Annotated in this window: 21 protein-coding genes and 5 riboswitches; of the genes, 13 read left to right on the top strand and 8 right to left on the bottom strand. The window is 47.6% G+C overall.

Going from position 1 to position 24380, the window contains the following annotated elements:
* Positions 1–24: 24 nt before the first annotated feature.
* On the bottom strand, positions 25–354 hold the full coding sequence (locus tag ASG02_RS11980) for a YolD-like family protein (RefSeq protein WP_056063735.1): 330 nt from the start codon (positions 352–354) through the stop codon (positions 25–27).
* Positions 338–1660 carry a DNA polymerase gene (locus ASG02_RS11975; protein ID WP_056063733.1) on the bottom strand — a complete coding sequence of 441 codons (1323 nt, stop codon included), beginning with the start codon at positions 1658–1660 and terminating at the stop codon, positions 338–340. The genes ASG02_RS11980 and ASG02_RS11975 overlap by 17 nt, the downstream gene beginning before the upstream one ends.
* A gap of 176 nt (positions 1661–1836) precedes the next feature.
* On the opposite strand from ASG02_RS11975, the gene ASG02_RS11970 reads away from it, so the two are divergent.
* Positions 1837–2475: a pentapeptide repeat-containing protein gene (locus ASG02_RS11970; protein ID WP_056063730.1), complete on the top strand. Its 639-nt coding sequence runs from the start codon at positions 1837–1839 to the stop codon at positions 2473–2475.
* A gap of 48 nt (positions 2476–2523) precedes the next feature.
* On the opposite strand, the gene ASG02_RS11965 is transcribed toward ASG02_RS11970, so the two are convergent.
* From ASG02_RS11965 to ASG02_RS11940, 6 genes are all read right to left on the bottom strand, one after another.
* Positions 2524–3279 carry an MBL fold metallo-hydrolase gene (locus ASG02_RS11965; RefSeq protein ID WP_056063727.1) on the bottom strand — a complete coding sequence of 252 codons (756 nt, stop codon included), beginning with the start codon at positions 3277–3279 and terminating at the stop codon, positions 2524–2526.
* 60 nt (positions 3280–3339) lie between these two features.
* Positions 3340–3828 (bottom strand): arsinothricin resistance N-acetyltransferase ArsN1 family A, encoded by a 489-nt coding sequence (locus tag ASG02_RS11960; protein WP_056063724.1) that lies wholly within the window; start codon positions 3826–3828, stop codon positions 3340–3342.
* Between the two features lie 125 nt (positions 3829–3953).
* Positions 3954–4490 carry an acireductone dioxygenase gene (locus tag ASG02_RS11955; protein ID WP_035410968.1) on the bottom strand — a complete coding sequence of 179 codons (537 nt, stop codon included), beginning with the start codon at positions 4488–4490 and terminating at the stop codon, positions 3954–3956.
* Between the two features lie 16 nt (positions 4491–4506).
* Positions 4507–5127 (bottom strand): methylthioribulose 1-phosphate dehydratase, encoded by a 621-nt coding sequence (locus tag ASG02_RS11950; RefSeq protein WP_056063721.1) that lies wholly within the window; start codon positions 5125–5127, stop codon positions 4507–4509.
* Positions 5124–5783: a 2-hydroxy-3-keto-5-methylthiopentenyl-1-phosphate phosphatase gene (locus ASG02_RS11945; protein ID WP_035410962.1), complete on the bottom strand. Its 660-nt coding sequence runs from the start codon at positions 5781–5783 to the stop codon at positions 5124–5126. The genes ASG02_RS11950 and ASG02_RS11945 overlap by 4 nt, the downstream gene beginning before the upstream one ends.
* On the bottom strand, positions 5780–6970 hold the full coding sequence (locus ASG02_RS11940) for a 2,3-diketo-5-methylthiopentyl-1-phosphate enolase (RefSeq protein WP_056063718.1): 1191 nt from the start codon (positions 6968–6970) through the stop codon (positions 5780–5782). Before ASG02_RS11940 ends, ASG02_RS11945 begins: the two co-directional genes overlap by 4 nt.
* A 70-nt stretch (positions 6971–7040) precedes the next feature.
* Positions 7041–7142: riboswitch (SAM riboswitch) on the bottom strand.
* A 205-nt stretch (positions 7143–7347) separates the two neighbouring features.
* Positions 7348–7451: riboswitch (SAM riboswitch) on the top strand.
* Positions 7452–7528: 77 nt separating this feature from the next.
* Here ASG02_RS11940 and mtnK point away from each other — a divergent pair.
* From mtnK to ASG02_RS11880, 12 genes are all read left to right on the top strand, one after another.
* Positions 7529–8695, top strand: a complete 1167-nt coding sequence (mtnK, locus tag ASG02_RS11935) for an S-methyl-5-thioribose kinase (protein WP_056063714.1) — start codon at positions 7529–7531, stop codon at positions 8693–8695.
* The gene (mtnA, locus tag ASG02_RS11930) at positions 8692–9741 is read left to right on the top strand and encodes an S-methyl-5-thioribose-1-phosphate isomerase (RefSeq protein WP_056063711.1); all 1050 of its coding nucleotides are present in this window, start codon (positions 8692–8694) and stop codon (positions 9739–9741) included. The genes mtnK and mtnA overlap by 4 nt, the downstream gene beginning before the upstream one ends.
* A gap of 11 nt (positions 9742–9752) precedes the next feature.
* Positions 9753–10832: a sugar ABC transporter substrate-binding protein gene (locus tag ASG02_RS11925; RefSeq protein ID WP_056063708.1), complete on the top strand. Its 1080-nt coding sequence runs from the start codon at positions 9753–9755 to the stop codon at positions 10830–10832.
* Positions 10829–12337 carry a sugar ABC transporter ATP-binding protein gene (locus tag ASG02_RS11920; protein ID WP_056063703.1) on the top strand — a complete coding sequence of 503 codons (1509 nt, stop codon included), beginning with the start codon at positions 10829–10831 and terminating at the stop codon, positions 12335–12337. The genes ASG02_RS11925 and ASG02_RS11920 overlap by 4 nt, the downstream gene beginning before the upstream one ends.
* Complete coding sequence (locus ASG02_RS11915) at positions 12334–13338, top strand: ABC transporter permease (RefSeq protein ID WP_056063700.1); 1005 nt, start codon at positions 12334–12336, stop codon at positions 13336–13338. Before ASG02_RS11920 ends, ASG02_RS11915 begins: the two co-directional genes overlap by 4 nt.
* 364 nt (positions 13339–13702) lie before the next feature.
* The gene (locus tag ASG02_RS11910) at positions 13703–14659 is read left to right on the top strand and encodes a MoxR family ATPase (protein WP_035410946.1); all 957 of its coding nucleotides are present in this window, start codon (positions 13703–13705) and stop codon (positions 14657–14659) included.
* Positions 14656–15738, top strand: coding sequence for a DUF58 domain-containing protein (locus tag ASG02_RS11905; RefSeq protein ID WP_035410944.1), 1083 nt, complete (start codon positions 14656–14658; stop codon positions 15736–15738). Before ASG02_RS11910 ends, ASG02_RS11905 begins: the two co-directional genes overlap by 4 nt.
* Entirely contained in the window at positions 15735–17807 is a 2073-nt protein-coding gene (locus ASG02_RS11900) for a transglutaminase domain-containing protein (RefSeq protein WP_056063697.1), read from the top strand. The genes ASG02_RS11905 and ASG02_RS11900 overlap by 4 nt, the downstream gene beginning before the upstream one ends.
* A 40-nt stretch (positions 17808–17847) precedes the next feature.
* Positions 17848–17949: riboswitch (purine riboswitch) on the top strand.
* A 129-nt stretch (positions 17950–18078) separates the two neighbouring features.
* Positions 18079–19599 carry a glutamine-hydrolyzing GMP synthase gene (gene guaA, locus ASG02_RS11895; RefSeq protein WP_056064096.1) on the top strand — a complete coding sequence of 507 codons (1521 nt, stop codon included), beginning with the start codon at positions 18079–18081 and terminating at the stop codon, positions 19597–19599.
* A 390-nt stretch (positions 19600–19989) separates the two neighbouring features.
* A riboswitch (purine riboswitch) is annotated at positions 19990–20091 on the top strand.
* Between the two features lie 279 nt (positions 20092–20370).
* Entirely contained in the window at positions 20371–21360 is a 990-nt protein-coding gene (locus ASG02_RS11890) for a DUF2382 domain-containing protein (RefSeq protein ID WP_056063694.1), read from the top strand.
* A 183-nt stretch (positions 21361–21543) separates the two neighbouring features.
* A riboswitch (purine riboswitch) is annotated at positions 21544–21645 on the top strand.
* 135 nt (positions 21646–21780) lie between these two features.
* The gene (locus tag ASG02_RS11885) at positions 21781–23085 is read left to right on the top strand and encodes an NCS2 family permease (RefSeq protein WP_035411623.1); all 1305 of its coding nucleotides are present in this window, start codon (positions 21781–21783) and stop codon (positions 23083–23085) included.
* An 84-nt stretch (positions 23086–23169) separates the two neighbouring features.
* The gene (locus ASG02_RS11880) at positions 23170–24081 is read left to right on the top strand and encodes a proline dehydrogenase family protein (protein ID WP_056063692.1); all 912 of its coding nucleotides are present in this window, start codon (positions 23170–23172) and stop codon (positions 24079–24081) included.
* Positions 24082–24380: the final 299 nt, after the last annotated feature.

The following is a 24380-nucleotide window of genomic DNA, read 5'->3' as shown; positions in this document are numbered from 1 at the left end:
TGAAGCGGCTATCTGTATGAAAGCTTACCCGTTTTCGATCCGAACGATTCGTGTGAAGGAGATTTCTACTGCAACACGACCACGCAGAAAGAGAACAGAACGTTCAGGCTCTAGCCGTTCAACAAAACCGACGACCGTCACGTAGCTACTTTCCTTATAATACGTGATTTCGAGTTCGTTTCCTTCTATTAAAGCCTCTTGAAGTAGAAAGTGCCACGATTCTTGCAGTTGTTCATCGATTTCAGGCAAGTCGAGCTGATGCATTTGGACATAATACTCCCGGAGCAATTGCAAGTGCTCCGGCATGAGAAAAGGGATCCACTTTAAATTCCCTCGATCACGATACGCTGTCATGAAGATCACCTCCTGGATGACCGCCAACGAAACGAAGCCGCCGTTTGGCGACGCTCGTATCGAGAAACGAGACAGCGAGACGAATCGTTCCTTTCCCGTAGCGGAGGTTAACGATGTCCATTGCTTTTAATAACCGCCGCCGCTTCCAGAGTCGCGTATTATCCTCGAACAAGGATAACTGTAAGGTGCCTTGATCGGCAGTTAGATGTCCCACTGTGACAGATAAAAAACGAACGGGTTCCCCGTCAAGCCAATTCGGTTCGAATAATTGTAAGACATGACGCAGAATGATTCGCTCATCGGATGTCGGATAAGGCAACCGGACTTGACGCGAGAAGCCACTTCGGACGACGTTTCGAGAATAGCGGACACCGATATGAACAGTCCAACCAACTTGATTCGAAAAGCGGCAACGTGCCGCAACATCCTGCACGAGTTCGTTGAGCACATTCCGGATACGTTCGAATTGATAATAGTCCTGCATCAAGGTCACACCGTGTCCAATCGTCCGTTGAGGGGCTTTCTCGAACAAATGGCGAGGGGCAAGCAGTGTCGGTGACGCGTCAAGACCCCAAGCGTGGTGCCATAGTTCGGCGCCGATGACACCGAAGCGTTCATGTAACTCTTCGACTGGGCGCATGGCAAGGTCACCAATCGTTTCAATCCCCATCATCTGCAGATGTTGTTCCATGCGGTGTCCGACTCCCCACATCTTCCGAATCGGAAAATCATGGAGACGTCGTGCGACATCAGCGTATCCACATTGTGCGATGCCTTCTTTTTTCCCGATTAAGTCAAGCGTCAGTTTCGCGATGACGTTATTTGGACCAATCCCGATGCGGACGTGAATGCCGGTCTGCTTCAGAATCGCTTCTTGAATCTTTTTGGCAGCTTGCAGATCGGAACCAAACAGGCGATCGGTTCCAGTCATGTCAATGAAACTTTCGTCAATCGAATAGACACGAATCGCTTCAGGTGGGGCAAATTGATGCAGGACATCTAAAACACGAATCGACGTTTTCATATAAGCGAGCATGCGCGGTTCGACGAGTTGAATCGTACGACGAATGGCGTAGGGTAATTGCTCGATTTCGTACAGTCGACCGGCTGTCTTGATTCCAAGCGCTTTTAAGGCGGGAGTAGCGGCGAGAATGACGGATCCGCTTCGTTTTAAATCGGAGACGACCGCAAGACGTGTCGTTAAGGGAGGGAGATTGCGATACTGGCATTCACAGCTGGCGTAGAAAGAAACACTGTCAACACAAAAAATACGTTTATTCTGTGGTAAAACGACGGAAGGAAACATTTGAATCACTCCTTTACATAAAAGAACATATGTTCTTATTTTGATTTTCTTTGACTATAGCATGGTCTCAAAGTGTCTCAAAATAAAAAACTGTTGAAAAAAGAGGGAATTCGAACGATTGACCCTTATGCAAAAGGAGTTTGATACACTAAAGGAGAGAAAAAGGGGGAATTTTTATGAAAGAGATCGTTATCCGTTTACCAGAATTACCGAAAACGCTTCAAGCAGAGACGTTCGATCAAGTCGAAATCGACGATCCATATCTGAAAGGAGCACGTTATGAAAAGGAGTCGATGCCTGTCGAACTGACGGAGCGTATCGATGCCTATCAAGTATGTTTTCAAAATGTCTCGTTCGCGAACCTCACCTTTGACCGCGGTTCGTTCGAAGATATTCGTTTCGAGCAATGTGACTTAACAGGATGTCACTTCCAAGAAACCCGTTTTCACCGCGTGTCTTTCGTCGGATGCCGGATGACGGGTGTTCAGTTTGAAGATTGTACGATTGATCATCTGACGATCGAAGAAGGACTCGCAGACTATGCCCAGTTCATTCGTAGTACTGTCCGTCATCAGCATTGGAGTGAAACGACGATGAAAGAAGCACAGTTCTTCGAAGTGAAACCGACCCATTGGAAACTCGAAGCGGTCCGGCTTACTGATAGCCAATGGATTGAAACACCATTAAAAGGTCTTGATCTCCGGCAGACGGAACTCTCTGGTATCACAATCGATCCGCGATTTTTACCGGGCGCAGTCATTACGGAAGAACAAGCAGTCGCCTTCGCTCGATTATTAGGATTGGTCATTCCATGAAAAAAGTCTCTTTTCGATGAATTTCGAAAAGAGACTTTTGATTTGTTCTTAAAATGACATCGTTTCGCCATCTTCCGGAATGAGGAAATGGGCAGAGAGGTGGAAAGCAGCTAAAAAGTCAGCAATCATGTCGCGCCGCAGGAGACAGTGATTGACGGACTCGAGGTGCGAGACGATGATCGTTGCTTCCGCTGCTGCTTCGTGTACGGCAAGGAGATCACGCTGCGACATCGTGATCGGTTCTCCCGTCAGGAACTGGGCAGCCCCACTGTTGACGACGATGATATCTGGTGTATGTTGTTCAATCGCATGCGCGACCTCGTCACACCAGATCGTATCACCTGCGATATAAAGCGTCGGTTCGTCCGGATGCGTGAGGACGAGTCCGGAGACATGTCCCATTCGTTCACCGATTTCACCGACACCATGCTGTCCACCTGTTCGATGGACCTGGATATCACCGATCGTCACACCGGAATCGAAGGAAGAGACGTTCGTGAAGCCGGCTTCTCGGATTTGCCGTGCGTCTTCTTCTTGCTGCGCATAGAATGGCAAATGCTTGGGTAGAAATTGTTTTGCAGCATCATCGAAATGATCCGCGTGCAGATGCGTGACGAAGACAGCGTCAGGATCGAGCAGTGTCTTAACATCGACCGGTAAGTCGACGAGTGGATTGGCGACGGCATTCGGCGTTTGACCGAAAGGAGGTAAACTGCCTTTTTCGCCGAGAAACGGATCAATCAGTAAAACTTGATTGGCATACGTGACGACAAGCGTCGCATTACGAATTTGTTGAATATCCATTAGGTTCATCCTCTCTCAATGACTCGGATTGATTATTCCCCGTCTGGCATTCAATGAATCCTATCGTAAGCGTTTCTCCATCGCCATGACGTCGACGTATTCGCCGTTCAAGCGACCTTGCTCCTTAAATGTCCCAACAATCCGGAATCCGGAACGGATGTAGAGCTTTTGTCCGATTTTATTGAACGGGAAGGTAAAGAGAATCAGCTTATGCATCTGATGATCGCGCGCATGTTGTTCGGCAGTTTCTAACAACTGTGTCCCGATCCCTTGTCCGCGATGTGTTCGAGTAATGTAGACGGAAATCTCACCAACTGTCGCATAGACAGGACGCGGGTTATACGGATCAAGAGAAATGAAGCCGAGGACACCTGTCTCATCTTCTGCGACATATCCAGCGTAGCGATGCGTACGCTCTGCATACCACTGGGTCATGAACGATAAATCTTTTCGATCCGTCTCAAGCGTTGCGATTCGGTCTTCGATGCCTTCATTATAAATGGATAGAACAGCGGGTAAATCATGTTCCGTTACAGGACGAATATGCATGTTGCTCACTCCCCAATCGCTTTTCCCTCATTATATCTGTTACGTGTCGATGTAGTGATATGTTTGTGAGATAAGAAAAAGCGCCGATTCTCCTTATATAGAAGAAATCAACGCTTTTGTCGTTCTTAAGAGACCGTGGATGTCTCGTTCTCGTAAATTGGAACCCAGCCATCCGTCGTGACGAAAATTCGAACAGCGACGACTTTCCGATCCTCTTGGAGCGTAAAGTAGTGGCGTGTATTGACAGGAACAGAAATCAAATCACCAGGATTGAGTTCGATGTTATAGTAGCCGACTTCTTCGTCTTTGATCGCGAAGACGCCGTGACCGCTTACGATGAAACGGACTTCATCATCCGTGTGATGATGTTCTTTCTGGAAGTTGACGAGCAACTCGTCAAGGTTCGGTGTCGTATCCGAAAGTGAAATGATATCAGCTGTCTGATATCCACGACGTTCTGATACGTCTTTGATTTCTGGAGCGAACGTATCGAGAATCGTTTGTTTGTCGGCATCCGTCAGTGTGAAGTTCTCGACGAGAGGTGCTGGTAGTTTTGAGACGTCCCATTGTTCGTAAAGAACGCCGCGCGATGCGAGGAAGTCAGCGACTTCCGTTTGATCCGTATACCGTGTGTTTGTTTCTTGGAATAAGACTGTTGCCATGAGATGATTCCTCCTTTTAATAGATAGATTGACGGCATGATTGCAACGTCAACGTATAGTTGAACAAAAACTCGAAGGCTTCGAGGTGTTTCTTTGCTTCAAAGGCGGTCGGTGCCCAGACCGTGATTCCGTGATTGCGAATCAGGACGGCACCGCTGTCCGCTGTGACATATGGCGCAAAAGCAGCAGCGAGTGTCGGGATGTCCGCGTGATTCGGAATGATCGGCACCATGACCGTCGCATCTTCTTCCCAGTGACCGAGTGCCTTGATGATTTCTTGACCGGAGAAGGTGATACTTCCCTGATCGCCATATAACTCCGAAATCACATTGTTCGCAATCGTATGGACATGCAGGGAACATCCGGCGTTCGTTCGGTTGAACACTTCGACATGGAGCAATGTCTCAGCAGAAGGGCGCCCGGATTGCTCGCCGATCAATTGACCGGTCGCATCGACATGAACGAAGTCGTCAGGAGTCGTTTGCCGCTTATCTTTCCCACTTGCCGTCACAAGAAATTCAATCGGAATACCGGACGTCCGAATGGCGAGGTTACCACTCGTACCAGGGAACCAATCGCGCGCTGCAAGTTCTTGTTTGATGGCGCGTAGTTCTTCATACCGTCGCATGAATGTCATATCGTCACCTCCGATCGTGCTAAATCATGAACGATATCGTGGAACGTCTCAAAAGGTGTATAGGCGATATCATTTTCTTCACACAACGTGATCAGATAATCACGGGCATAGACACGATCCGCTTGTTTTGCGAGTTCGAAGTCCGTCACTGAGTCACCGATGACGATGATGACGTCATCGTCTTTGCATAATGTACGGGCAACGGATGTTTTACAACAGCCGCATCCATTCGTGCAATGGGCATCGCAGGCGTGTGGCCAATCGATGTGGACAAATGGACCACTGAAATCGGCAATGTTACAGTAAATCTGCTCTTGCTCGAGGAACGGTGCTAAGATCGGTTCGACGAAAAAGTCCATTCCACCGCTAACAATCGAAAAATGGATTCCTTGACGACGACTGTACTGAAGCAACTCCGAAAATCCTTCGCGAATGACAGCGCGCTCCATCAAGAAATCAAGATAGTCCGCTTTACCGTCGGACGGCAGAAGCGCGAACATCTGCCCGACACCACTTTGGATCGACAACGTCCGGTCGAGCACGCCACGTTTCAACGGTTCGAAGTCATTCACTGGCGCAAATACCTCCATGAGTGCAATGATGTTATCCTGCATCGTTACGGTACCGTCGAAGTCACAAAGAATTCGTAAGGTCATGACTTGATCCCCCAAGCGTCGAGCGCGACTCGTAATTCTTCATGTCGTGACGCAGCATTCGATAGGGATTCATTTGCGAGTGCCGCATCAAGTGCTTGACGAAAAGCGATAACACCAGCCGCAGCACCTTGCGGATGACCATGTACGCCACCACCAGCGTTGATGACGGAATCGATCCCGAAGTCGCGTACGAGTTGAGCAACGAGTCCTGGGTGAATACCGGCTGAAGGGACAGGGAAAATCGCTTTCGTCTGACCGAAGCGAGTCGCTTCGACCGCGATGCCGCGGGCGACGTCCTTCGGAAGAGCGACATTGCCGTAAGGTGACGGGAATAGTGTTAAGTCTGCACCAGCAACGCGCGGTAATGTGCCAAGTAAGACAGGCGCTGCAACACCGTGGTTCGGGCTGGCAATCAATGCACCGCTGTAAGCCGGATGATTGAAAATGGGAACGTTGATCTCCGGATCACTTGCCAATTCACGTAAGACGTCGAGTCCGTATGTGAAGGTATTCAACAAGAAAGCAGTTGTTCCAGCGTCAATCAATCGTTTGGCTTGATCCTTGAGCGTAAAGACGGGACCACTAAGTGTGATCGCATACAACGCACGTTTACCGGTCCGGTGGAAATGAGCATCGATAACCTCACGTCCGATCCGTGCCCGATCAATCGTCGGTGTCAACGGATTGTCATATAAGATCTCATCGTCCTTGACGAGATCGATTCCACCAGCAAGTTGTCCTTCGAGTTGATCACGAAGGAACGATAAATCGCGTCCGATGACCCCTTTGAAGATGCTCATTAACAGTGGACGATCTTCGACACCAATCAAGGAACGAACCCCTTCGATCCCGAACTTCGCACCTGGAAAATCCGACGTGAATGTATCGGGTAGTAGCAGTTCTGTTAATTTGATTTCACCGTCGAGTGAGAGTTTCCCGAAGACGGTCGTCAAGATCGCAGAAAAGTCGCGCGATACATTGTGTTCCGGGTAACGAATCGTGATATAGCCTTTACCGTCGCGTTCTTCCGTATGTACGACTTCTCCTTTGAATGAGGCGAGTTGTTGTTGCTCAAGATGATTCAGCTCCGTCCAGGAACCAACCGTCAGACCAAGCGCGAGTTGTTCGGCGCGTTGCTCCAGTCGATCGCGGGCGGTCAATTGATAAGTAGCTGTGATGTAAGCCATGTCTTTCCTCCTTCAATAAAAAAATGGTCTCTTGTCAGCGACAAGAGACCATGAATGATTCGAACGTGGACTCTTATCTGTCAGCTTAGTAGCTGCAAGAATTAGCACCGTGCCAAAAGGTCGGTTGCTGCGACATCGTAGGGCTTGTCCCTCCGTCTGCTCTTGATAAGAATTGGATGAAATTGTGAAATCTAATTGCAATTTTTACATGAGAGTCACGACTTGTCAAACTATTTTTAGAAAATTTATTTTTTTGAAAATACTCTTTCTATATATGGAGCAAAAACGATATCCGTTTCTGCTTGATTTCGATTTGACAGCAGGGAAGAGGATTGCGTAAGATTCAAATCAATATCACACACGACAACTACATACGACTCTTATCGCGAGTTGGCAGAGGGAATTGGCCCGATGACGCCGCAGCAACCGACCACTTGGCACGGTGCTACATCCAACAGACGTTTCGTCTGAGAGATAAGAGGACGCAGTGACTTTCCTGCGCCTCTTTTCGATGACGAAAAGAGGCGCTTTTTCGTGTATCACACAGGGGGAACTGAGATGACATACAAAGCATTTACAGAACAGGACGCGATCGAACGGGTCCGCTCACTAGGACTGATCGGCGACGGAGCCGTCGAAGCAGAAGAGATTGGCGACGGCAATCTCAATCTTGTCTTTCGAATTCGAGAAGGTGAACATCGATTGATTCTAAAACAAGCACTTCCGTACGCGAAAGTCGTCGGTGAAAGCTGGCCACTATCACTCGAGCGGGCGTGGATCGAGCAATCCGCACTCCGTGAATTCGCCCGGCATGCCGTGCCGTTCGTACCGCGTGTTTTTCATGCTAGTCACGACGAGGCGTATACGGTCATGGAAGATCTTTCACATCTGACAATCGTTCGAAGCGGTTTACTCGCAGGTGAACAGTATCCGTTGCTTGCGGAACATATTGGTTCTTATCTCGCTCGGACTTTATTCCATACATCGGACTTTGCGCTTGGTCCGGTTGAAAAAAAACGTGTCGCCCGAACGTACTACAATCCGGACTTGTGCGACATCACGGAAAAATTAATCTTCACGGATCCGTTCCATGACGCGGAGACGAACGAGATTGAAGCCGGGCTTGAAGAAGAGGTGGCACGTCTATGGGCGGACGATGAGTTGAAACGCGAAGTCGCAAAACTCGAAGCGCTTTTCATCACGAAAGGAGATGCGTTGCTACACGGCGATCTACATACAGGAAGCATCTTTGCTTCGGCAACGGAAACGAAAGTCATCGATCCAGAATTCGCCTTTTATGGTCCATTCGGATTTGATGTCGGACAGTTCATCGCCCACTTATTCTTTGCAGCATACCCGGATTATTCAGCACTTCGTGATGCCCGGATTCGCGATATCGATACGTTCTGGCTGACGTTCGCTTCGACGTTCCGCGCCTTATGGGAACGCGAAGCCGTCGAACCATTCCGGACATCGGGACTCGTCGACGATGTACTGAGCACGATCTTGCAGGATGCCCTTGGCTTTGCCGGTTGCGAACTGATTCGTCGGACGATCGGACTCGCACCAGTCGCTGATTTAGAAACGATTAGTTCTATGACGGAACGACTAGAACGAAAACAACATGCTTTACGTTTAGGATCGGCGTTAATCAAACGTCGGACCGAATGCCGGACATTTGATGATTTACGAAACTTCGACGTAACGGAGGAACTTAGCCGATGAGTACATTCGTTCAAAGTATTCGTTATGAAGATCGTGTCTTGACGATTCTCGATCAGACACGTCTACCGCAGGAAGAACACTATGAAGTCATTACCGATCTTGCACAAGCGGTCGAAGCGATTAAACAACTGCGCGTCCGAGGGGCGCCTGCGATCAGTTTATTTGGCGGATTCGTACTCGTTCAAGAGGCGTACCGGTTTGAAGCAGAACTGTCGATCTATAAGCAAGCCTTGCTTGAGACATCAGCGACGTTACTCGCGACACGACCGACGGCTGTTAACTTACGAAATGTCCTTGATCAATTGAATCCAATCATTCAAGACGGGACGTCGGTAGAAGAGATCCGCGAACGGCTAGAGCAGCGGACGATTGCCTTATACGATCAGGATGCGCAGACGTCACGTCAAATCGGGATTCATGCACTTGAATTGTTCCAGTCAGGTAACCGGATCCTAACGATCTGTAATGCTGGATCGATTGCGACCGCTGCTTATGGAACAGCACTTGCGCCATTCTATATCGCAAAAGAACGCGGCATTGAATTATCTGTTTTTGCGAGTGAGACGCGACCATTACTGCAGGGAGCACGACTGACGACATGGGAGCTACAACGTGCCGGCATCGATGTCACGCTAATTACAGATAACATGGTCGCCCATACGCTGAAAGAAAAACAGATCGATGCAATCATCGTCGGGGCGGACCGGATTACACGCAACGGAGATACGGCGAATAAGATCGGAACGTTCCAACTAGCATTACTCGCTCAAGCTTTCGGTATCCCGTTTTACGTCGCAGCACCGCTCTCGACGTTTGATTTCTCACTTGTTTCCGGAGACGCGATCGAAATTGAAGAACGTGATCCGCAGGAAGTGACGACTGTCCAAGGTGTTGCGACAGCACCAGAAGGAGTTGCTGTCTTCAACCCAGCTTTTGATGTCACACCACACACATTGATCACGGGCATCATCACCGAACTTGGTATTATCACGCAACCGAATGAAGAAACGATTGAAAAATTAATGGGGCTTCAACCCCTCGGATAAGGAGACAATTCATGAAAAAATTAGCTTACGCCGTCCTAGCACCGGCCTTATTACTAGCGGCTTGTGCGAATGGAGAAGCGACGACGAAAGTCGTCAAGGATGTACCAAAAGGAGTTCAATCGGACGTCAAGATCGCCGTCATCCGTAACCTCGCATCGGACGACCATACGAAGCAATTCCTTGATGGCGCACGAAGTGAAGGAGAAGCGCTCGGCTTTAAAGTCAGCACGTTCATTTCGGAAGGTAACGATGTCAAGTTCAAGGAACTGGTCGCGCAGGCGATTCAGCAAGATTATGATGGGCTCATCATTTCGCACGGTAAGGAAGACTATGCCTATGACATGATCAAACCAGCAGTCGATAAAGGACTGAAGGTCGTGACGTTCGATACGGTCACGAAGAAAAAAGGGGCATCTCTACAAGACGTGACGGAAACGTTCCAAAACGATCATCAACTTGCGAAGCTATCACTCGATGAAGTGACGAAGGTGACGGACAAAAAGCCGGTCCGTGTCATCAAACTCTGGTTCGGACCAGGTTTTGCCCCGCTCGATCGTCGTCAGGAAATCTATAAGACGTACGAAGCAGACGGCAAAATCAAAACGCTTGAGACGGTTGGACCGACGAACTTCCAAGATGTCCAAGGGGATATCGCGACAAAGATGAATGCCATTCTCGCGAAATACCCGAAAGGAAGCGTTGATGCCGTTTGGGGAGCATGGGACGAAGTCGCAAAAGGCGCTTACAAATCGCTCAAGGATAATAAACGTCAAGAAATCCCATTGATCTCGATCGATGTCTCAAATCAGGACATCAACCTGATGCGTGAGAAAGGCAGCAACTGGGTTTCGACGAGTGCGGTGGATCCATTCCTGATTGGACAAACGGACATGCGACTACTGGCTAAGAAAATCGCCGGAGAGAAGACACCAGATAGCTTTGATCTCGATGCGAAACTCGTTGAGCAGAAGGCATTGAAGCAGGACACAACGATGTATAATCTCGATACGATCATCAAAGATTGGAGTACGTCGGATAAATTCAATGAGCCGTGGATGGACCGGTTGCGTGACGTCCATAAAAAACAATGACGTCTATCAATCATCACCTGGAAATGACCGGGATTTCACTTGCGTTTCCGGGAGTCCAGGCACTCAAGCAAGTCTCCTTTGAGGTGAAGTCTGGTGAAATTCATGCGCTTGTCGGTGCGAATGGTGCCGGTAAGTCGACGCTGATGAAAGTCTTATCCGGAGCGGAAACAGCGGATGAAGGAATCATCCGTCTTGACGGGAAAGAACTGTCAATTCAATCTCCGCGTGATGCAAAACGAATCGGGATCGATCTCGTCCAACAAGAGGTTGATGTGGCGCTTGTCCCGTATTTGACGGTTGCTGAGAATATCTGTCTCGATCTGTTGACGGACGGAACAATGACGGGTTTGGTATCCCAACGCCGTTACATACAGCGTGCGAAAGAAGCGTTAGCGACATTACAGGCGGATATTTCCGTCAAGACACGTGTCGAAGAATTACGTCTTGCTGAAAAGCAACTCGTATTGATTGCACGCGCCCTCGTTCAGGAACGTCGTTTTTTAATTTTGGATGAACCGACGGCACCTCTCAGTCAGGCGGAAACAAGCCATCTCTTTTCAGTCGTGCGTCGTTTAGCGGAACGGGGACTTGGGATCATTTTCATTTCCCACCGCCTACAAGAATTGTATGACATTTGCGACTCCATCTCGGTCATGCGCGACGGTCACCTCGTCTCGCGACATCTTTTGACAGACATCACGAAGGAAGCTGTCGTTGAGCAGATGCTCGGGCGTAAGCTTACGTCTGTCGCGAAAACGTCACGGATCAATGCGACGAACGTACTGACGGTCGAGAGTGCCACGAATGCGGACGTCCACGACATCTCCATGACGGTTCAAGCAGGGGAAGTCGTTGGTATCGCAGGTCTTGTCGGTGCCGGTAAAACGGAATTATGCAAAGCATTATTCGGTGATCGCCCGTTTCAGGAAGGGGAGGTTCGTATAGGTGGAAAAGCCCATCGCCTTCGCAATCCACAAGCTGCGATTCAAGCGGGAATTGGTCTCGTTCCGGAAGAACGGCGAAAAGAAGGAATTCTTGTTGCCGATTCTGTCGCAGAAAACCTGACGGCAGCGGCAGCTCATGATTTCGTCAACCGCTGGGGACTGATGGATCGTCGTAAAGAAGTCGAACAGGCATCGAAATGGGTCAAGGAGCTGGGCATCAAAGTGGCAGACGTGAAACAGGAAGTAGGTCAACTATCCGGTGGGAATCAACAAAAAGTCGCCATCGGAAAATGGTTACTGACCGATGTCTCTGTCCTCGTCTTGGACGAACCGACGAAAGGTGTCGATGTCGGAGCTAAACAAGATATTTATCGTCTGATTGACGGACTCGCGCAACAACAAAAAGGGATCCTTTACGCGACGAGTGAATGGGATGAACTTTTGGCCGTCACGGACCGAATCTACGTCATGTTCGATGGACGGATTGTCCATGAAACGAAGACGGCGGACACATCAGAAGAAACCTTGTTGTGGTATGCGACAGGAGGAGGGCAACGATGAATGAGGTAGTATCAAAACAAACGAATCGGGGGAAAGGTTTACGTCCGGTCCTTGGATTCTTGAACGACTGGGGGATCGTCCTCGCGATCCTTGCCCTCGTCCTGTTTTTTGCGACGACGGCTCCAACATTCCTACAAGGGACGAATTTGATCAATATTTTACGAAGTATCTCCATCGTGACGATCATCGCGATTGGTTTGACGGTTTCATTGACGATCAATGGATTTGACTTATCCGTAGGATCAACTGCAACACTTGCAAGCTCCTTCGTCGTCTCATTCTTCGTCTGGTACAGTCTGCCACTCGGTGTCTCGATTGGTCTAGCACTCCTTCTGTCTTTAAGTGTCGCCTTGTTGAACATCTTACTTATCGTCTGGTTTAAGATTCCGGATTTGTTTGCGACGCTTGCGACGATGTTCATCGTCGAAGGTGCCGCGATGACGTATACTGGTGGTGGTTCAATCAGTGCCGGAATGCCGCGCTTAGACGGTACACCAACAGTCGGCACGATTCCGGAGGCGTTCGCGAAAATCAGCCAGGCACCTTGGATCATCGTCATCATGCTCGTCGTTGTCGCGATGACACATGTCTTTTTAAGTCATACGCGACACGGTCGTTTTCTCTATATCATCGGTGGGAATCCAGAAGCCGCACGACTGACGGGAATTCGTGTCAACCGCTACCGGGCACTCGCATATCTGATTGCTGGCTTACTTGCTGCAATCGGTGGGATTTTGCTTGCGTCACAAGTCGGATCGTCGCAAATCAACGCCGGGTCCGGTTACTTGATGCCAGCGGTCGCAGCTGCCTTCATCGGCTCGTCGTTCGCAGGGCAAGGAAAACCGAATGCACTTGGCACACTCGTCGGGGCTTGTCTCGTCGGGATTCTTGAAAATGGTCTTGTCATGTTGTCTGTTCCATACTATTCGTTGAATATCATCAAAGGGCTGGTCCTTGCGGTCGCACTCGCGACGACCTATGCGCGGTATCGGAAAAAATAATTAAAATTCGACGTTTCGTTTATAACATATTCGGTAATATTCAATATATGAAAGGATGGTGATGCACATGAATGATTACCAATGTAGAGGGAACGATCGCATGTCGCTTCTGAAAGAAGAGGATCACCGGACTTGACGAACGTTGTCCATTGACACGGATGTATTCGTGTTTTACGTGCAACTGCACGGTTCAAGAACGGATCACGGCATGTGTTCGTTCCTGAAACAAATAAGGGGAAACGCTACGGCGTTCCCCCTTTTTCATGTGCTTGAAACTGCTCGTATTTCTTTAAAAGTATAGCGGAATATGAGATGATATAAAAAGTCAGAAAATTCAACTACTATGAGAGCAAGGGGCCTGACAATGCGAACATACACTAAGGAGATTCAAGCGATTATCGACAACGTAGAGAAAGTCATCATCGGTAAGGAAGATGTCATCACACAATCATTGGCAGCATTACTAGCGGGCGGTCACGTTCTATTAGAAGACGTACCGGGAGTCGGGAAGACGATGCTCGTCCGTGCGTTCAGCCGATCGATCGGGTTGACCTTCAAACGTGTTCAGTTCACGCCAGACCTACTTCCGTCAGATTTGACGGGTGTATCGATGTATAATCAGAAAACAAGCCAGTTCGAATATAGACCGGGTCCTTTAATGGGAAACATCGTCTTAGCCGATGAGATCAACCGAACATCACCAAAAACTCAATCTGCCTTACTCGAGGGAATGGCGGAAGCGAACGTCACCGTCGATGGTGAGATTCATACGCTTCCGAATCCCTTTTTCGTCATGGCGACACAAAACCCGATTGAACATGAAGGAACATATCCGTTACCAGAAGCACAACTCGACCGTTTTCTCGTCAAAGTCAAAATGGGTTATCCTGATTTCCAGCAAGAAATGAAGTTGCTCACGCGTTTTGAACGGGATGAACCAATCGAAACACTCGAAGCTGTAATTGGTCGCGAGCAATTGCTCCAGATGAAAGAAGACGTCAAGAACGTCCATGTCTCACAGCCCGTCAAAAAATATATCGTCCATCTCGTCCAAGCGACACGGACGAATGGATCACTCTACCTCGGTGCGAGTCCTCGTTCTTCGATTGCCTTGATGAAGGTCGCGCAAGCGTGGGCGTACATGGAAGGACGCAGTTTCGTTTTGCCGGATGATGTTAAACATCTCTTGATTCCAGTCCTGTCACACCGCCTGATTTTGACAGCGGATGCGCGTTATCACGGTCAATCGTCGGAACGGATTTTAGAACAGATCAAAAAAGAGGTTGCTGTACCGATCCAACAAGACGTGGAGTCCCTATGACGAAGTGGCAAATTGGTTGGCGTTACGCTGTATTACTTTTGACGACGGCAGCCTTATGGGCATATGCGCGCGTTGATGGCGGAAATGTCGCTTCCTTGCTGTTTTACGTCATGGCTGGTCTGACCGTCTACTGGACGCTCTTTCTCGTTTGGCCCGTCACGCAGGCACTTGCGACGCGCGAAGTATCGAACAAGATGCTCGTTGCTGGAACCGATATCCCGGTTTCCTTACGGGTTCGTCGACGTTTTCCGTTTCTCGTCGGAGCCGTCGAAGTGACGGAGGTGATTCCGAACGAACTCAGTGAAGAAAAACTCGATATCAGCCGTCCACTCCGAGCCCATTACCGGAAGACGGAGCAAATCGATTACACGATACCATCGATTCGTCGAGGAGTGTATCAGATTCCAGGCTGTATCGTCGAAATCACGGATCCATTCGGGTTATTCAAGCGGAAGCGGATGTTTCCGGTCGAGACGTATCTTGCGATTGAACCAGCGCGCCTTGCCGTTCAGCTTCCCCATGAGGAAGACCGTGGCGATGGGGGGATCTCACCGGTGTCACTTGATCTTCGCCAGTCGTCCTTTACCGTCGTCGGGGTCCGGGAATACGTCAGTGGGGATCGGATGAATCAGATTGACTGGAAAGCGACAGCGAAACGCCAAGGGTTGATGACGAAGACGTTCGAACGAGAGCAAGAACGGGAGACAACGATCGTCTTTGATGAGGGAACGGAGGCGGGTGAAGCCTTCGAACGTGTCATCTCGATGCTCGCAGAAACGACGGATCAGTTGAACAAACGACGACTGAGCTATCGGATCCATCTCGTCGGGCATGCCGTTCAATCATTGTCGTTACCACTTGAAGGAGCGAAACTGACGCATTACCTGATGACGGCGCAACCGAGTCGGACGCGAACGTTCATCGAGTCATGGGAGTACTCGTCTAAGGCGCTTCGATTGAGCGGGAATGTCCTCTTCATCACACCGGATCTTGAATCAAACAATGAACTATGGATTTCGAAGATTAATCAAGAAGCCACCGTTCATGTCTATACACCAGAACGGAGGGGAGTGCGATGATACGACGATTAATCTGGAACGCCATCGCAGCAGCCCTTTTGACTTGTTTCATGCCACCACTTCTCGAACTGACGACATTCGAGCATCTTTGGTCCTTCTTACCGATGCTGTTCCTGCCTTTACTGTTATCGCATCTCGCGCGACGTTACTTCTTACTTGGCAGTCTCGCGGGGCTACTATTGTCGTTCTACTTGATTTTGACACCGGGTTCTGCACCGTGGGGAATTTTTACGGAAATCAGCTCGGATATTCGAAGTGTCATCAATGGTGAATTACCGGGACGACCAGCCTTTGCGCTGTCGATTGGTTTGATCAGTTTCTTGATCGCTTATCTCGCGCGCCGGACGTTCCCGAATCGTGGGTTCGTCTTCGGACTTGCCTTCGGAGTCATCGGGTTCATCGCCTATTGCGATACCTGGACGGATTACTCGGGAGAGACGTTCATTCTTTATCCGATCATCTTGTCTTTGGTATTGCTGTATGCGACGGAGGTCAATGAACGACCGCGTGCTTCTTACGTACGCCCACTGAGCGCATTATTCATCATGGGAGCTGTCATCGTCGCTGCTGTCCAAAGTCCTGTCATCAATGCGACATGGCAAGACAGTTGGTACGATTTGACGTCGGGTCTTGAAGGGGAAGGAGAGCCGACAAATGCGATTCAAAAGGTCGGGTACGGTAACAACGATGAGCAACTTGGAGGACCATTCCAGATGGACGACCGAGAAGTCTTCCAAGTCGAAAGTGAAGGAAACCGCTACTGGCGCGTTGAAACAAAAGATATTTATACCGGAAAAGGTTGGATCTTGTCGGAGTCAAACCCTGAAATCGATGGACGTGGTTTTTTCTCGACCTTCGGTACAGAGGTCAAGACCCGCGAAGAGACAGCAACATTTGAAATGGCGCGTGAATTACCATTCGTGCCATATAATGGTGACAATGTACGGGTCGAAGTGAATCAACAACGACAAAATGTGTTGGTTGACCCCGAGAATCAAAAAATTTCGTATCTCGACGAGGCGGATCGTCAACGGAACTATCGAATCGACTATTCGTACCCACTCTTTACGGAAGAACAGCTCCAGACAGATGAACCGGTCAATTTATCGGATAGAGAAACAGAACGGTATCTCCAACTGCCGGAAGGTTTACCGCAACGTGTCCGTGATTTAGCGAATCAAATCGTTGAAAACAAAAAAACACCATGGGACAAAGCACGGGCGATTGAAAATTATTTCGAAGAAGAAAACTTTGAATACAATACAGAAGATGTTGCTGTACCGAAAGAAAATCAGGATTACGTCGATCAGTTCCTGTTCGAGACGAAACTCGGATACTGTGATAACTTCTCGACATCAGCCACTGTGTTACTTCGGGCAGCTGGGTTACCCGCACGTTGGGTGAAAGGATTCACGGGGGGCGAATCCGACGTCATCGGAGCTGCCGTGACGAGTTATACAGTACGCAATAAAAATGCCCATTCGTGGGTCGAAGTTTACATTGAAGGACCGGGCTGGGTACCGCTTGAACCGACAGTCAGTTTCGATGGAGCAGGACAATACACGATCGATCGGGAAACGAACAACGAGACGGAACAAGCAAATCCGCAACGTGAGACAGAAGATAATACGGAGACAACGACGCCAAATCGTCCTCAAGAAAATCTTCTCGATGAAGAACAGACGACTAGCGCCGGACAGACGGAGCAGAAGTCAATTCCATTTTGGCCAATCTTCCTGACGGCACTTGCTCTCTTGTTCCTCTACTTATTCCGAAAACCGATTATTCGGACGCTTGCGATTCTCTTCTTCCGGAGACAGATTGAACGACCGGAAGGATTCCGACGGATGTATCGGTATCTCTTGCGGCGTCTTGATAAAAAAGGATTCCATTATCAAGATGGTCGGACGCTTGCGGAACTTGCTCACGAAGTTGATGGGTACTACGAGACGTACGCGATGCGACCGTTGACGGATGCTTACGAGCGGATGGTTTATGGTGGAGAATCATTATCGGCCGATAAAAAACGTGAATATTTCGAAAATATCATTCGTCATGTAGAGGGTTGATATTTACGAAACGATACAGGTACAATGGGAACAACGTAAATCACACACATGCAATCTCCTTTGTATATACTCGCGAATATGGCGCGAGAGTCTCTACCGGGTCACCTTAAACGACCTGACTATGAAGGAGCAGACCCTTCGTATACATTTTTTTGTGAAGCGGCCTGCTCTTTTTCCATTTTATCCATGGGCGAAGAGCGGGCTTTTTTCATAGGGTACGCATGAAATCAGAAAGGCGGGAACAGATTTGGAAGCACATTTGGACCAGGAAATGATTCTCGTCCTCGATTTTGGAGGACAGTACAATCAATTGATCACACGTCGTATTCGGGACCTTGGTGTCTACAGTGAATTGCATTCGCATAAAATCACTGCAGCTGAAGTAAAAGAAATCGCACCTGCTGGTATCATCTTCTCAGGTGGTCCACGTAGCGTCTACGCAGAGGATGCGTACCGGTGTGACCCGGAAATCTTCGACCTCGGTATTCCAATCTTCGGAATCTGTTACGGCATGCAGCTCATGTCACAACATTTCGGCGGAACAGTGGAACGTGCGGGACATCGTGAATATGGAAAAGCCACATTGACGTTACAAGACCCGTCACCGATGTATGCGAACTTACCGCTAGAACAAACGGTCTGGATGAGTCACAGTGACCTCGTCACATCTGTGCCAAACGGATTCGTCGTTGATGGGACGAACGTGTCATGTCCAATCGCTTCGATCAAGAACGAAGAGTTGAAAATGTATGGTGTGCAGTATCACCCAGAAGTAAACCATACGGTCTTCGGAAAAGAATTGCTCAAGAACTTCCTCTTTGAAGTCTGTAAATGTGCAGGCGACTGGTCAATGGAGAACTTCATCGAAATCGAAGTAGCGAAGATCCAAGAACAAGTCGGCGATAAAAAAGTTCTTTGTGCCCTTTCAGGTGGTGTCGACTCGTCTGTCGTCGCAGCCTTGATTCACAAAGCAATCGGTGATCAATTGACATGTATGTTCGTCGATCACGGTTTACTGCGTAAAGGTGAAGCGGAGAGCGTCATGAAGACATTCGCGGATCACTTCCACATGAACGTCATCAAGATTGATGCCCAGGACCGTTTCCTCGATAAACTCCGTGGTATCTCAGATCCAGAGCAGAAACGTAAAATCATCGGCAACGAATTCGTCTACGTCTTTGATGAAGAAGCTTCAAAACTAACGGATATGGACTTCCTTGCCCAAGGTACGCTCTACACGGATATCATCGAGAGTGGTACGGATACGGCACAAACAATCAAATCACACCACAACGTCGGTGGATTGCCAGAAGACATGCAGTTTAAATTGATCGAACCGATCAACACGTTGTTCAAGGATGAAGTCCGTGAACTCGGGAAAGAACTCGGTCTTTCTGATGAAATCGTGTGGCGTCAGCCGTTCCCAGGACCAGGTCTCGGAATTCGTGTCCTTGGTGAAATCACAGATGAAAAACTCGAAATCGTTCGTGAATCTGATTTCATTCTTCGGGATGAGATTAAAAAAGCAGGACTCGAGCGCGAAATCTGGCAGTACTTCACAGTCCTTCCTCCAATCCGTTCGGTTGGTGTCATGGGCGATGAGCGGACATACGACTATGCTGTCGGAATCCGCGCTGTTACGTCAATTGACGGGATGACTTCAGACTGGGCACGTATCCCATGGGACGTGCTTGAGAAGATCTCGGTTCGAATCGTCAACGAAGTCCAGAACGTCAACCGCGTCCTATACGATGTGACGTCGAAACCACCTTCAACGATTGAGTGGGAATAAGAACTAGACTTGCTGAGAAAATTCGTCTCATGAAGCCTGTCCTATCAATGTGTTAAAGGGGATAGGTGAAATGAAGTCTGTTTCACCTTCAACAATTCGATTTCAAAATGAAGCTCTCTTTTGTTCACATTATTTGTGAATGGAAGTGAGCTTTTTTCGTAACCAATCGCATCGAACTGTTGGATGACATTAGACAAAATCAATTTATTCGAGAGATTCAATTAAGATGTATCGAGATATTTTGTTAGTTTTTACTGGAATATATAATAAATCATTAAACGGATAGGATGCACGCTCTCATAATAGATTGGGCATGAGCTGAAGTCGATCGACTAGATTATGGTTTAGTCATAAATTTGACCATGCTATGATGTGGCTGTGTTTGTTTTTCATATCAATAAAAAATATTATCGTATAATTCCGGGGACAGGGTTTGAAAGACTTTACAGGAACACCGTAATGATTTCTACTATGGCGCACATACAACATCGTACCTTTATTGAAACGGCTTTTACTTCTTAGGTAAGGGTCTTTTCTTGTTGCGTAGCATGACTAAAACGTTTTAAACAGGAAAAATTTTAATAATGAACATGCTCTAGTAAACAGGATCAATACATTCCAAAAAGCCTTCAATAATTAAAAAAGATGTACAAAAAAATCAGGTTTAATCAGAAAAAAAGTAGGGGAAATTCAAACTGTTGGCATATAAGATTGATTTTCAAGAGCTAATTATTATTTTTTGTGGCATTTATTAAAAAGGAGGAAGAGATCATGACGAGAAAAGAAGATACATTTATCCAAGTATTTAATACCCAAGCGGAAGTACTGAGTAAAGTAAACGAATTGAAAGCGCAGGGATATGACGAAAGAGATATGTATGTCGTGGCTCAAGATAAACATTCCTTCTCCATGGTAGAGAATCAGACAAACGTCAATGTAGATACTGCCGGTGAACAAGAGCACCAAGGATTTATGGGGAAATTCATGGCTGCCTTTTCAGACGACTCTTCTACGGAAGCATTCCGCGGAATGGGCTTATCGCATGATGAATCAGAAGAATACCGTCGTCAGGTAGAAAGCGGCAAGCTGGTTTTATATGTAGACAGCGACTATGGCGATTCTTACGAAAAGCATAGTCAAAGCTACAACCAAACTTCTGGAGTAAACGATAATCAATATGATCGCACGGGAGTCGAAGCAAATCGGGCTCACAACGACCATCTCTCTGATAACGGCTCTCTTTCCCGCACAGATCGAGACCAAGGCTACGACAACACTTTAAGTGCAGACCGAAGCCAAGACTATGACGATACTCCAGGGGTCGATCGGTCTGGCGTTACTGAAACGAACAGTGATACAGAAGAAGAACGCCTTCGCCTGCATGAAGAACGGTTAAATGTAGATAAAGAAAGAGTGCAAACAGGGGAGGTAAACGTCAGTAAACACGTAGTCGAAGATCAACAATCGATCGAGGTGCCGGTAGAGAGGGAAGAAGTTTATGTGGAACGACGTAAAGTGGATCATAATGCGTCGGGAACAGATGCTTTTGTAGATGAGAACGACTCCATTCACGTACCGCTTTCAGAAGAAAAGGTAGTAGTATCAAAAGAAGATGTAGTCTCTGAAGAAATTGTTGTTGGAAAACGTAAAGTGCGAGATACAGAAACTGTATCTGAAACGGTACGACGCGAGGAAGCAGATATTGATGAAGGTACGGATACGAGAACGGACGTAGACCGTGACGATCATAAACGACTGTAATGGACCAAACTAAGAGGGAGATGGCGATCAGCTATCTCCTTTTTTACTGCAAATTAAAGACAACTCAAAAATAACGCTTACAAAACCGAACGTTCGGATAAAATAAGTGGTTAAATTTCGTTTTTATGGTTGACCCATGAATTTGACCGTGCTACGATGTGTCTGTTCTTATTTTTCATACCACTAAAAAAACATAAATAATGCCGTATAATTCTGGGGATAGGGCCCGGAAGTCTCTACAGGAACACCGTAAAGGTTCCTACTACGGCGCACATGCAACATCGTGCGCTTATTGAAACGGCTTTTACCGCTTAGGTAAGGGCCGTTTTTCGTTTTCAAGGAGACGGCTTATTTGGAAGGAAGGCAATCATGAGCACACAATTGAAACAGCCACACCAACCGAAAGCAAAAGAAAATGCGATTGCGCGTTTCTTTGATTTCAATGGGCTTGGTACGAACATGCGTACAGAGTTCATCGCCGGCATGACGACGTTCTTCGCGATGGCGTACATCTTATTCGTCAACCCGAACACATTAGCAGAGGCAGGCATGGATGCGGGAGCGGTATTCGGTGCTACAGCGCTCGTCGCAATCATCGGTTCCATCACAATGGGAGTATTTGCGAATTATCCAATTGCGCTTGCACCGGGTATGGGTTTAAACGCCTTCTTCGCATATAGTGTCGTCATTGGCATGGGTATTCCATGGCAAACTGCACTTTCGGGCGTTCTCGTCTCAGGTCTCGTCTTCATGGTATTAACGGCTTCAGGCATTCGTGAAGTGATCATCAATGCGATTCCAGAGCCGTTGAAAATGGCAGTCGCAGCAGGTATCGGTTTGTTCATCGCCTTTATCGGCTTGAAAACAGGTGGTTTAGTTGTTGCCAACGAAGCAACACTTGTTTCGCTCGGTGACCTAAGCAAGGGAACAACACTTCTCGCAGTATTCGGTCTTGTCGTATCAGCTGTCTTGATGACACGCGGTGTCAAAGGCGCGATTTTCTTCGGAATGATTATAACAGCCATTGCCGGAATGATTTTCGGATTAATTCCAGTTCCGACTAGTTTTGGTGAAATCGTTTCAGCACCACCAAGTATTGCACCGACCTTCGGACAGGCATTTCTTCACTTTAATGAAATCTTCACGGTCCAAATGATGATTGTCATCCTGACTTTCTTCTTCGTTGATTTCTTTGATACAGCGGGCACGTTGGTTGCGGTAGCAAACCAAGCGGGTCTAATTAAAGAAAATAAAGTACCACGCGCAGGTCGCGCATTAATCGCTGACTCAACAGCAACCGTAGCCGGTTCGATTCTCGGAACATCGACGACGGTTTCATACGTTGAATCCAGTGCTGGAGTCGCAGCAGGCGGTCGTTCAGGGATGACAGCCATCGTTACAGCATTGTTCTTCGGTCTCGCTTTATTCTTCTCACCGTTACTCGCGATCATCACTGCGCCGGTCACAGCACCCGCATTGATCATCGTCGGTGTATTGATGGCAGCTTCATTGCTGCAAATCGATTGGAAAAAATTCGAGTATGCGGTTCCGGCTTTCTTGACCGTCATCATGATGCCATTAACGTATTCGATCGCAACAGGGATTGCATTCGGTTTCCTCTTCTACCCGGTCACGATGATCGCAAAAGGACGAGCAAAGGACGTACACCCAATCATGTACGTATTATCACTTGGATTCCTCGGTTACTTCATCTGGTTGCACTAATTCAAACTGCGTCTTTCTTCTATATAGAAGAAAGACGTTTTTTTGTTAGGGAGAGGGTAAGGGAGAAGAGAGAGGGTGATTCAGATGTTACAGAAGATTACTGGACCTGTATTCGAGTACTTGGCCGAGAATAAGTTACTTATTCAATTCGCCAGAAAAGTCGGGTTACCACTTGGTGGAACATTGTTCGTCGGAGGGCAGGGCGCGGAAGAGACACTCGACACAGTCAAACAGTTCAATCAAGATGGACGAGCGGCGACAGTAGATTGTTTAGGCGAATTCATCGAGACTGAACAAGACGCAGTAGATATTGCGAATGAATGCATCAAAGTCATCGGACAAATCAAAGCATATGATCTAGATGCACAAGTATCTTTAAAACTTACTTCAATCGGATTAAGGATTGATCCAGATATCGCCTATCAACAGTTGAGTCGTATTGCAGAGGTTGCTGATCAGAGAAATATGCGTGTGACAGTCAACATGGAAGAAGCAACGATGGTTGAGTCGATTGTGCAAATATTTGAACGCGTGCATGAACGATATCCGAACGTCGGAATTGCATTACAGGCAAATGTATACCGCAGTCGTTTTGATCTAGAACGTCTTCAGGCAACAGTACGTGTCGTCAAAGGCGCATACGATGGAGACGATGAAACCTATATTCAACCTAAAAAGACCGTCGATGAGACGTACCTTCAATTAGTGAAGATTAATTTGTTAGAAGGCAACTACACGCAAATCGCGACACATGATGAACAAGTTATTCAGCAAATCATTGACTTTACTCAAATGAAACAAATTGATCCATCACGGTTTGAATTTCAAATGCTTCAAGGCATGCGACCAAAACGACAACAAGAGTTAGTTCGACAAGGTTATCGTGTCGTCATCTACGTTCCGCATGGTTTGGACTGGTATACGTATTTGATGAGACGGCTAGCAGAACGCCCAGCGAATATCGCGTTTACAGTAGGCGCCATGTTAAGAAGGTAAAGACTTTGCGAAGAGGATTTAAACTCTTTGCAAAGTTTTTTTAAAATAATGCTTGTGTTTGTCGAATTTTGTTGTTATATTAATAAATGTTCCAGCGAGACGCCTTTTATAAACGGTTCGTTGGGGCTGAAAAGTTTTTTTAAAAGCATGGTTGACATAAACAAAACAACCTGTTAATCTATTAAAGTCGCTAAGGCGGCAGACGAACTTTGAAAACTGAACGATGAGGCAAAAATCGTATTCTACGGAATACAAAAACGAATGAAGCGCAAGCTTCGTCAATCGTGACTTCGGTCACA

This window comes from Exiguobacterium sp. Leaf196, from assembly GCF_001423965.1.
Taxonomy (GTDB): Bacteria; Bacillota; Bacilli; order Exiguobacteriales; family Exiguobacteriaceae; genus Exiguobacterium_A.
Note: the sequence above shows the minus strand (reverse complement) of the source record. Positions and strands in the feature narration are given on the sequence as shown.

Bases quoted from the DNA above. Each gene is read 5' to 3' on its own strand.
- ASG02_RS11980 (WP_056063735.1), bottom strand. From the start codon at position 354: ATGACAGCGTATCGTGATCGAGGGAATTTAAAGTGGATCCCTTTTCTC.
- ASG02_RS11975 (WP_056063733.1), bottom strand. From the start codon at position 1,660: ATGTTTCCTTCCGTCGTTTTACCACAGAATAAACGTATTTTTTGTGTT.
- ASG02_RS11970 (WP_056063730.1), top strand. From the start codon at position 1,837: ATGAAAGAGATCGTTATCCGTTTACCAGAATTACCGAAAACGCTTCAA.
- ASG02_RS11965 (WP_056063727.1), bottom strand. From the start codon at position 3,279: ATGGATATTCAACAAATTCGTAATGCGACGCTTGTCGTCACGTATGCC.
- ASG02_RS11960 (WP_056063724.1), bottom strand. From the start codon at position 3,828: ATGCATATTCGTCCTGTAACGGAACATGATTTACCCGCTGTTCTATCC.
- ASG02_RS11955 (WP_035410968.1), bottom strand. From the start codon at position 4,490: ATGGCAACAGTCTTATTCCAAGAAACAAACACACGGTATACGGATCAA.
- ASG02_RS11950 (WP_056063721.1), bottom strand. From the start codon at position 5,127: ATGACATTCATGCGACGGTATGAAGAACTACGCGCCATCAAACAAGAA.
- ASG02_RS11945 (WP_035410962.1), bottom strand. From the start codon at position 5,783: ATGACCTTACGAATTCTTTGTGACTTCGACGGTACCGTAACGATGCAG.
- ASG02_RS11940 (WP_056063718.1), bottom strand. From the start codon at position 6,970: ATGGCTTACATCACAGCTACTTATCAATTGACCGCCCGCGATCGACTG.
- mtnK (WP_056063714.1), top strand. From the start codon at position 7,529: ATGACATACAAAGCATTTACAGAACAGGACGCGATCGAACGGGTCCGC.
- mtnA (WP_056063711.1), top strand. From the start codon at position 8,692: ATGAGTACATTCGTTCAAAGTATTCGTTATGAAGATCGTGTCTTGACG.
- ASG02_RS11925 (WP_056063708.1), top strand. From the start codon at position 9,753: ATGAAAAAATTAGCTTACGCCGTCCTAGCACCGGCCTTATTACTAGCG.
- ASG02_RS11920 (WP_056063703.1), top strand. From the start codon at position 10,829: ATGACGTCTATCAATCATCACCTGGAAATGACCGGGATTTCACTTGCG.
- ASG02_RS11915 (WP_056063700.1), top strand. From the start codon at position 12,334: ATGAATGAGGTAGTATCAAAACAAACGAATCGGGGGAAAGGTTTACGT.
- ASG02_RS11910 (WP_035410946.1), top strand. From the start codon at position 13,703: ATGCGAACATACACTAAGGAGATTCAAGCGATTATCGACAACGTAGAG.
- ASG02_RS11905 (WP_035410944.1), top strand. From the start codon at position 14,656: ATGACGAAGTGGCAAATTGGTTGGCGTTACGCTGTATTACTTTTGACG.
- ASG02_RS11900 (WP_056063697.1), top strand. From the start codon at position 15,735: ATGATACGACGATTAATCTGGAACGCCATCGCAGCAGCCCTTTTGACT.
- guaA (WP_056064096.1), top strand. From the start codon at position 18,079: ATGATTCTCGTCCTCGATTTTGGAGGACAGTACAATCAATTGATCACA.
- ASG02_RS11890 (WP_056063694.1), top strand. From the start codon at position 20,371: ATGACGAGAAAAGAAGATACATTTATCCAAGTATTTAATACCCAAGCG.
- ASG02_RS11880 (WP_056063692.1), top strand. From the start codon at position 23,170: ATGTTACAGAAGATTACTGGACCTGTATTCGAGTACTTGGCCGAGAAT.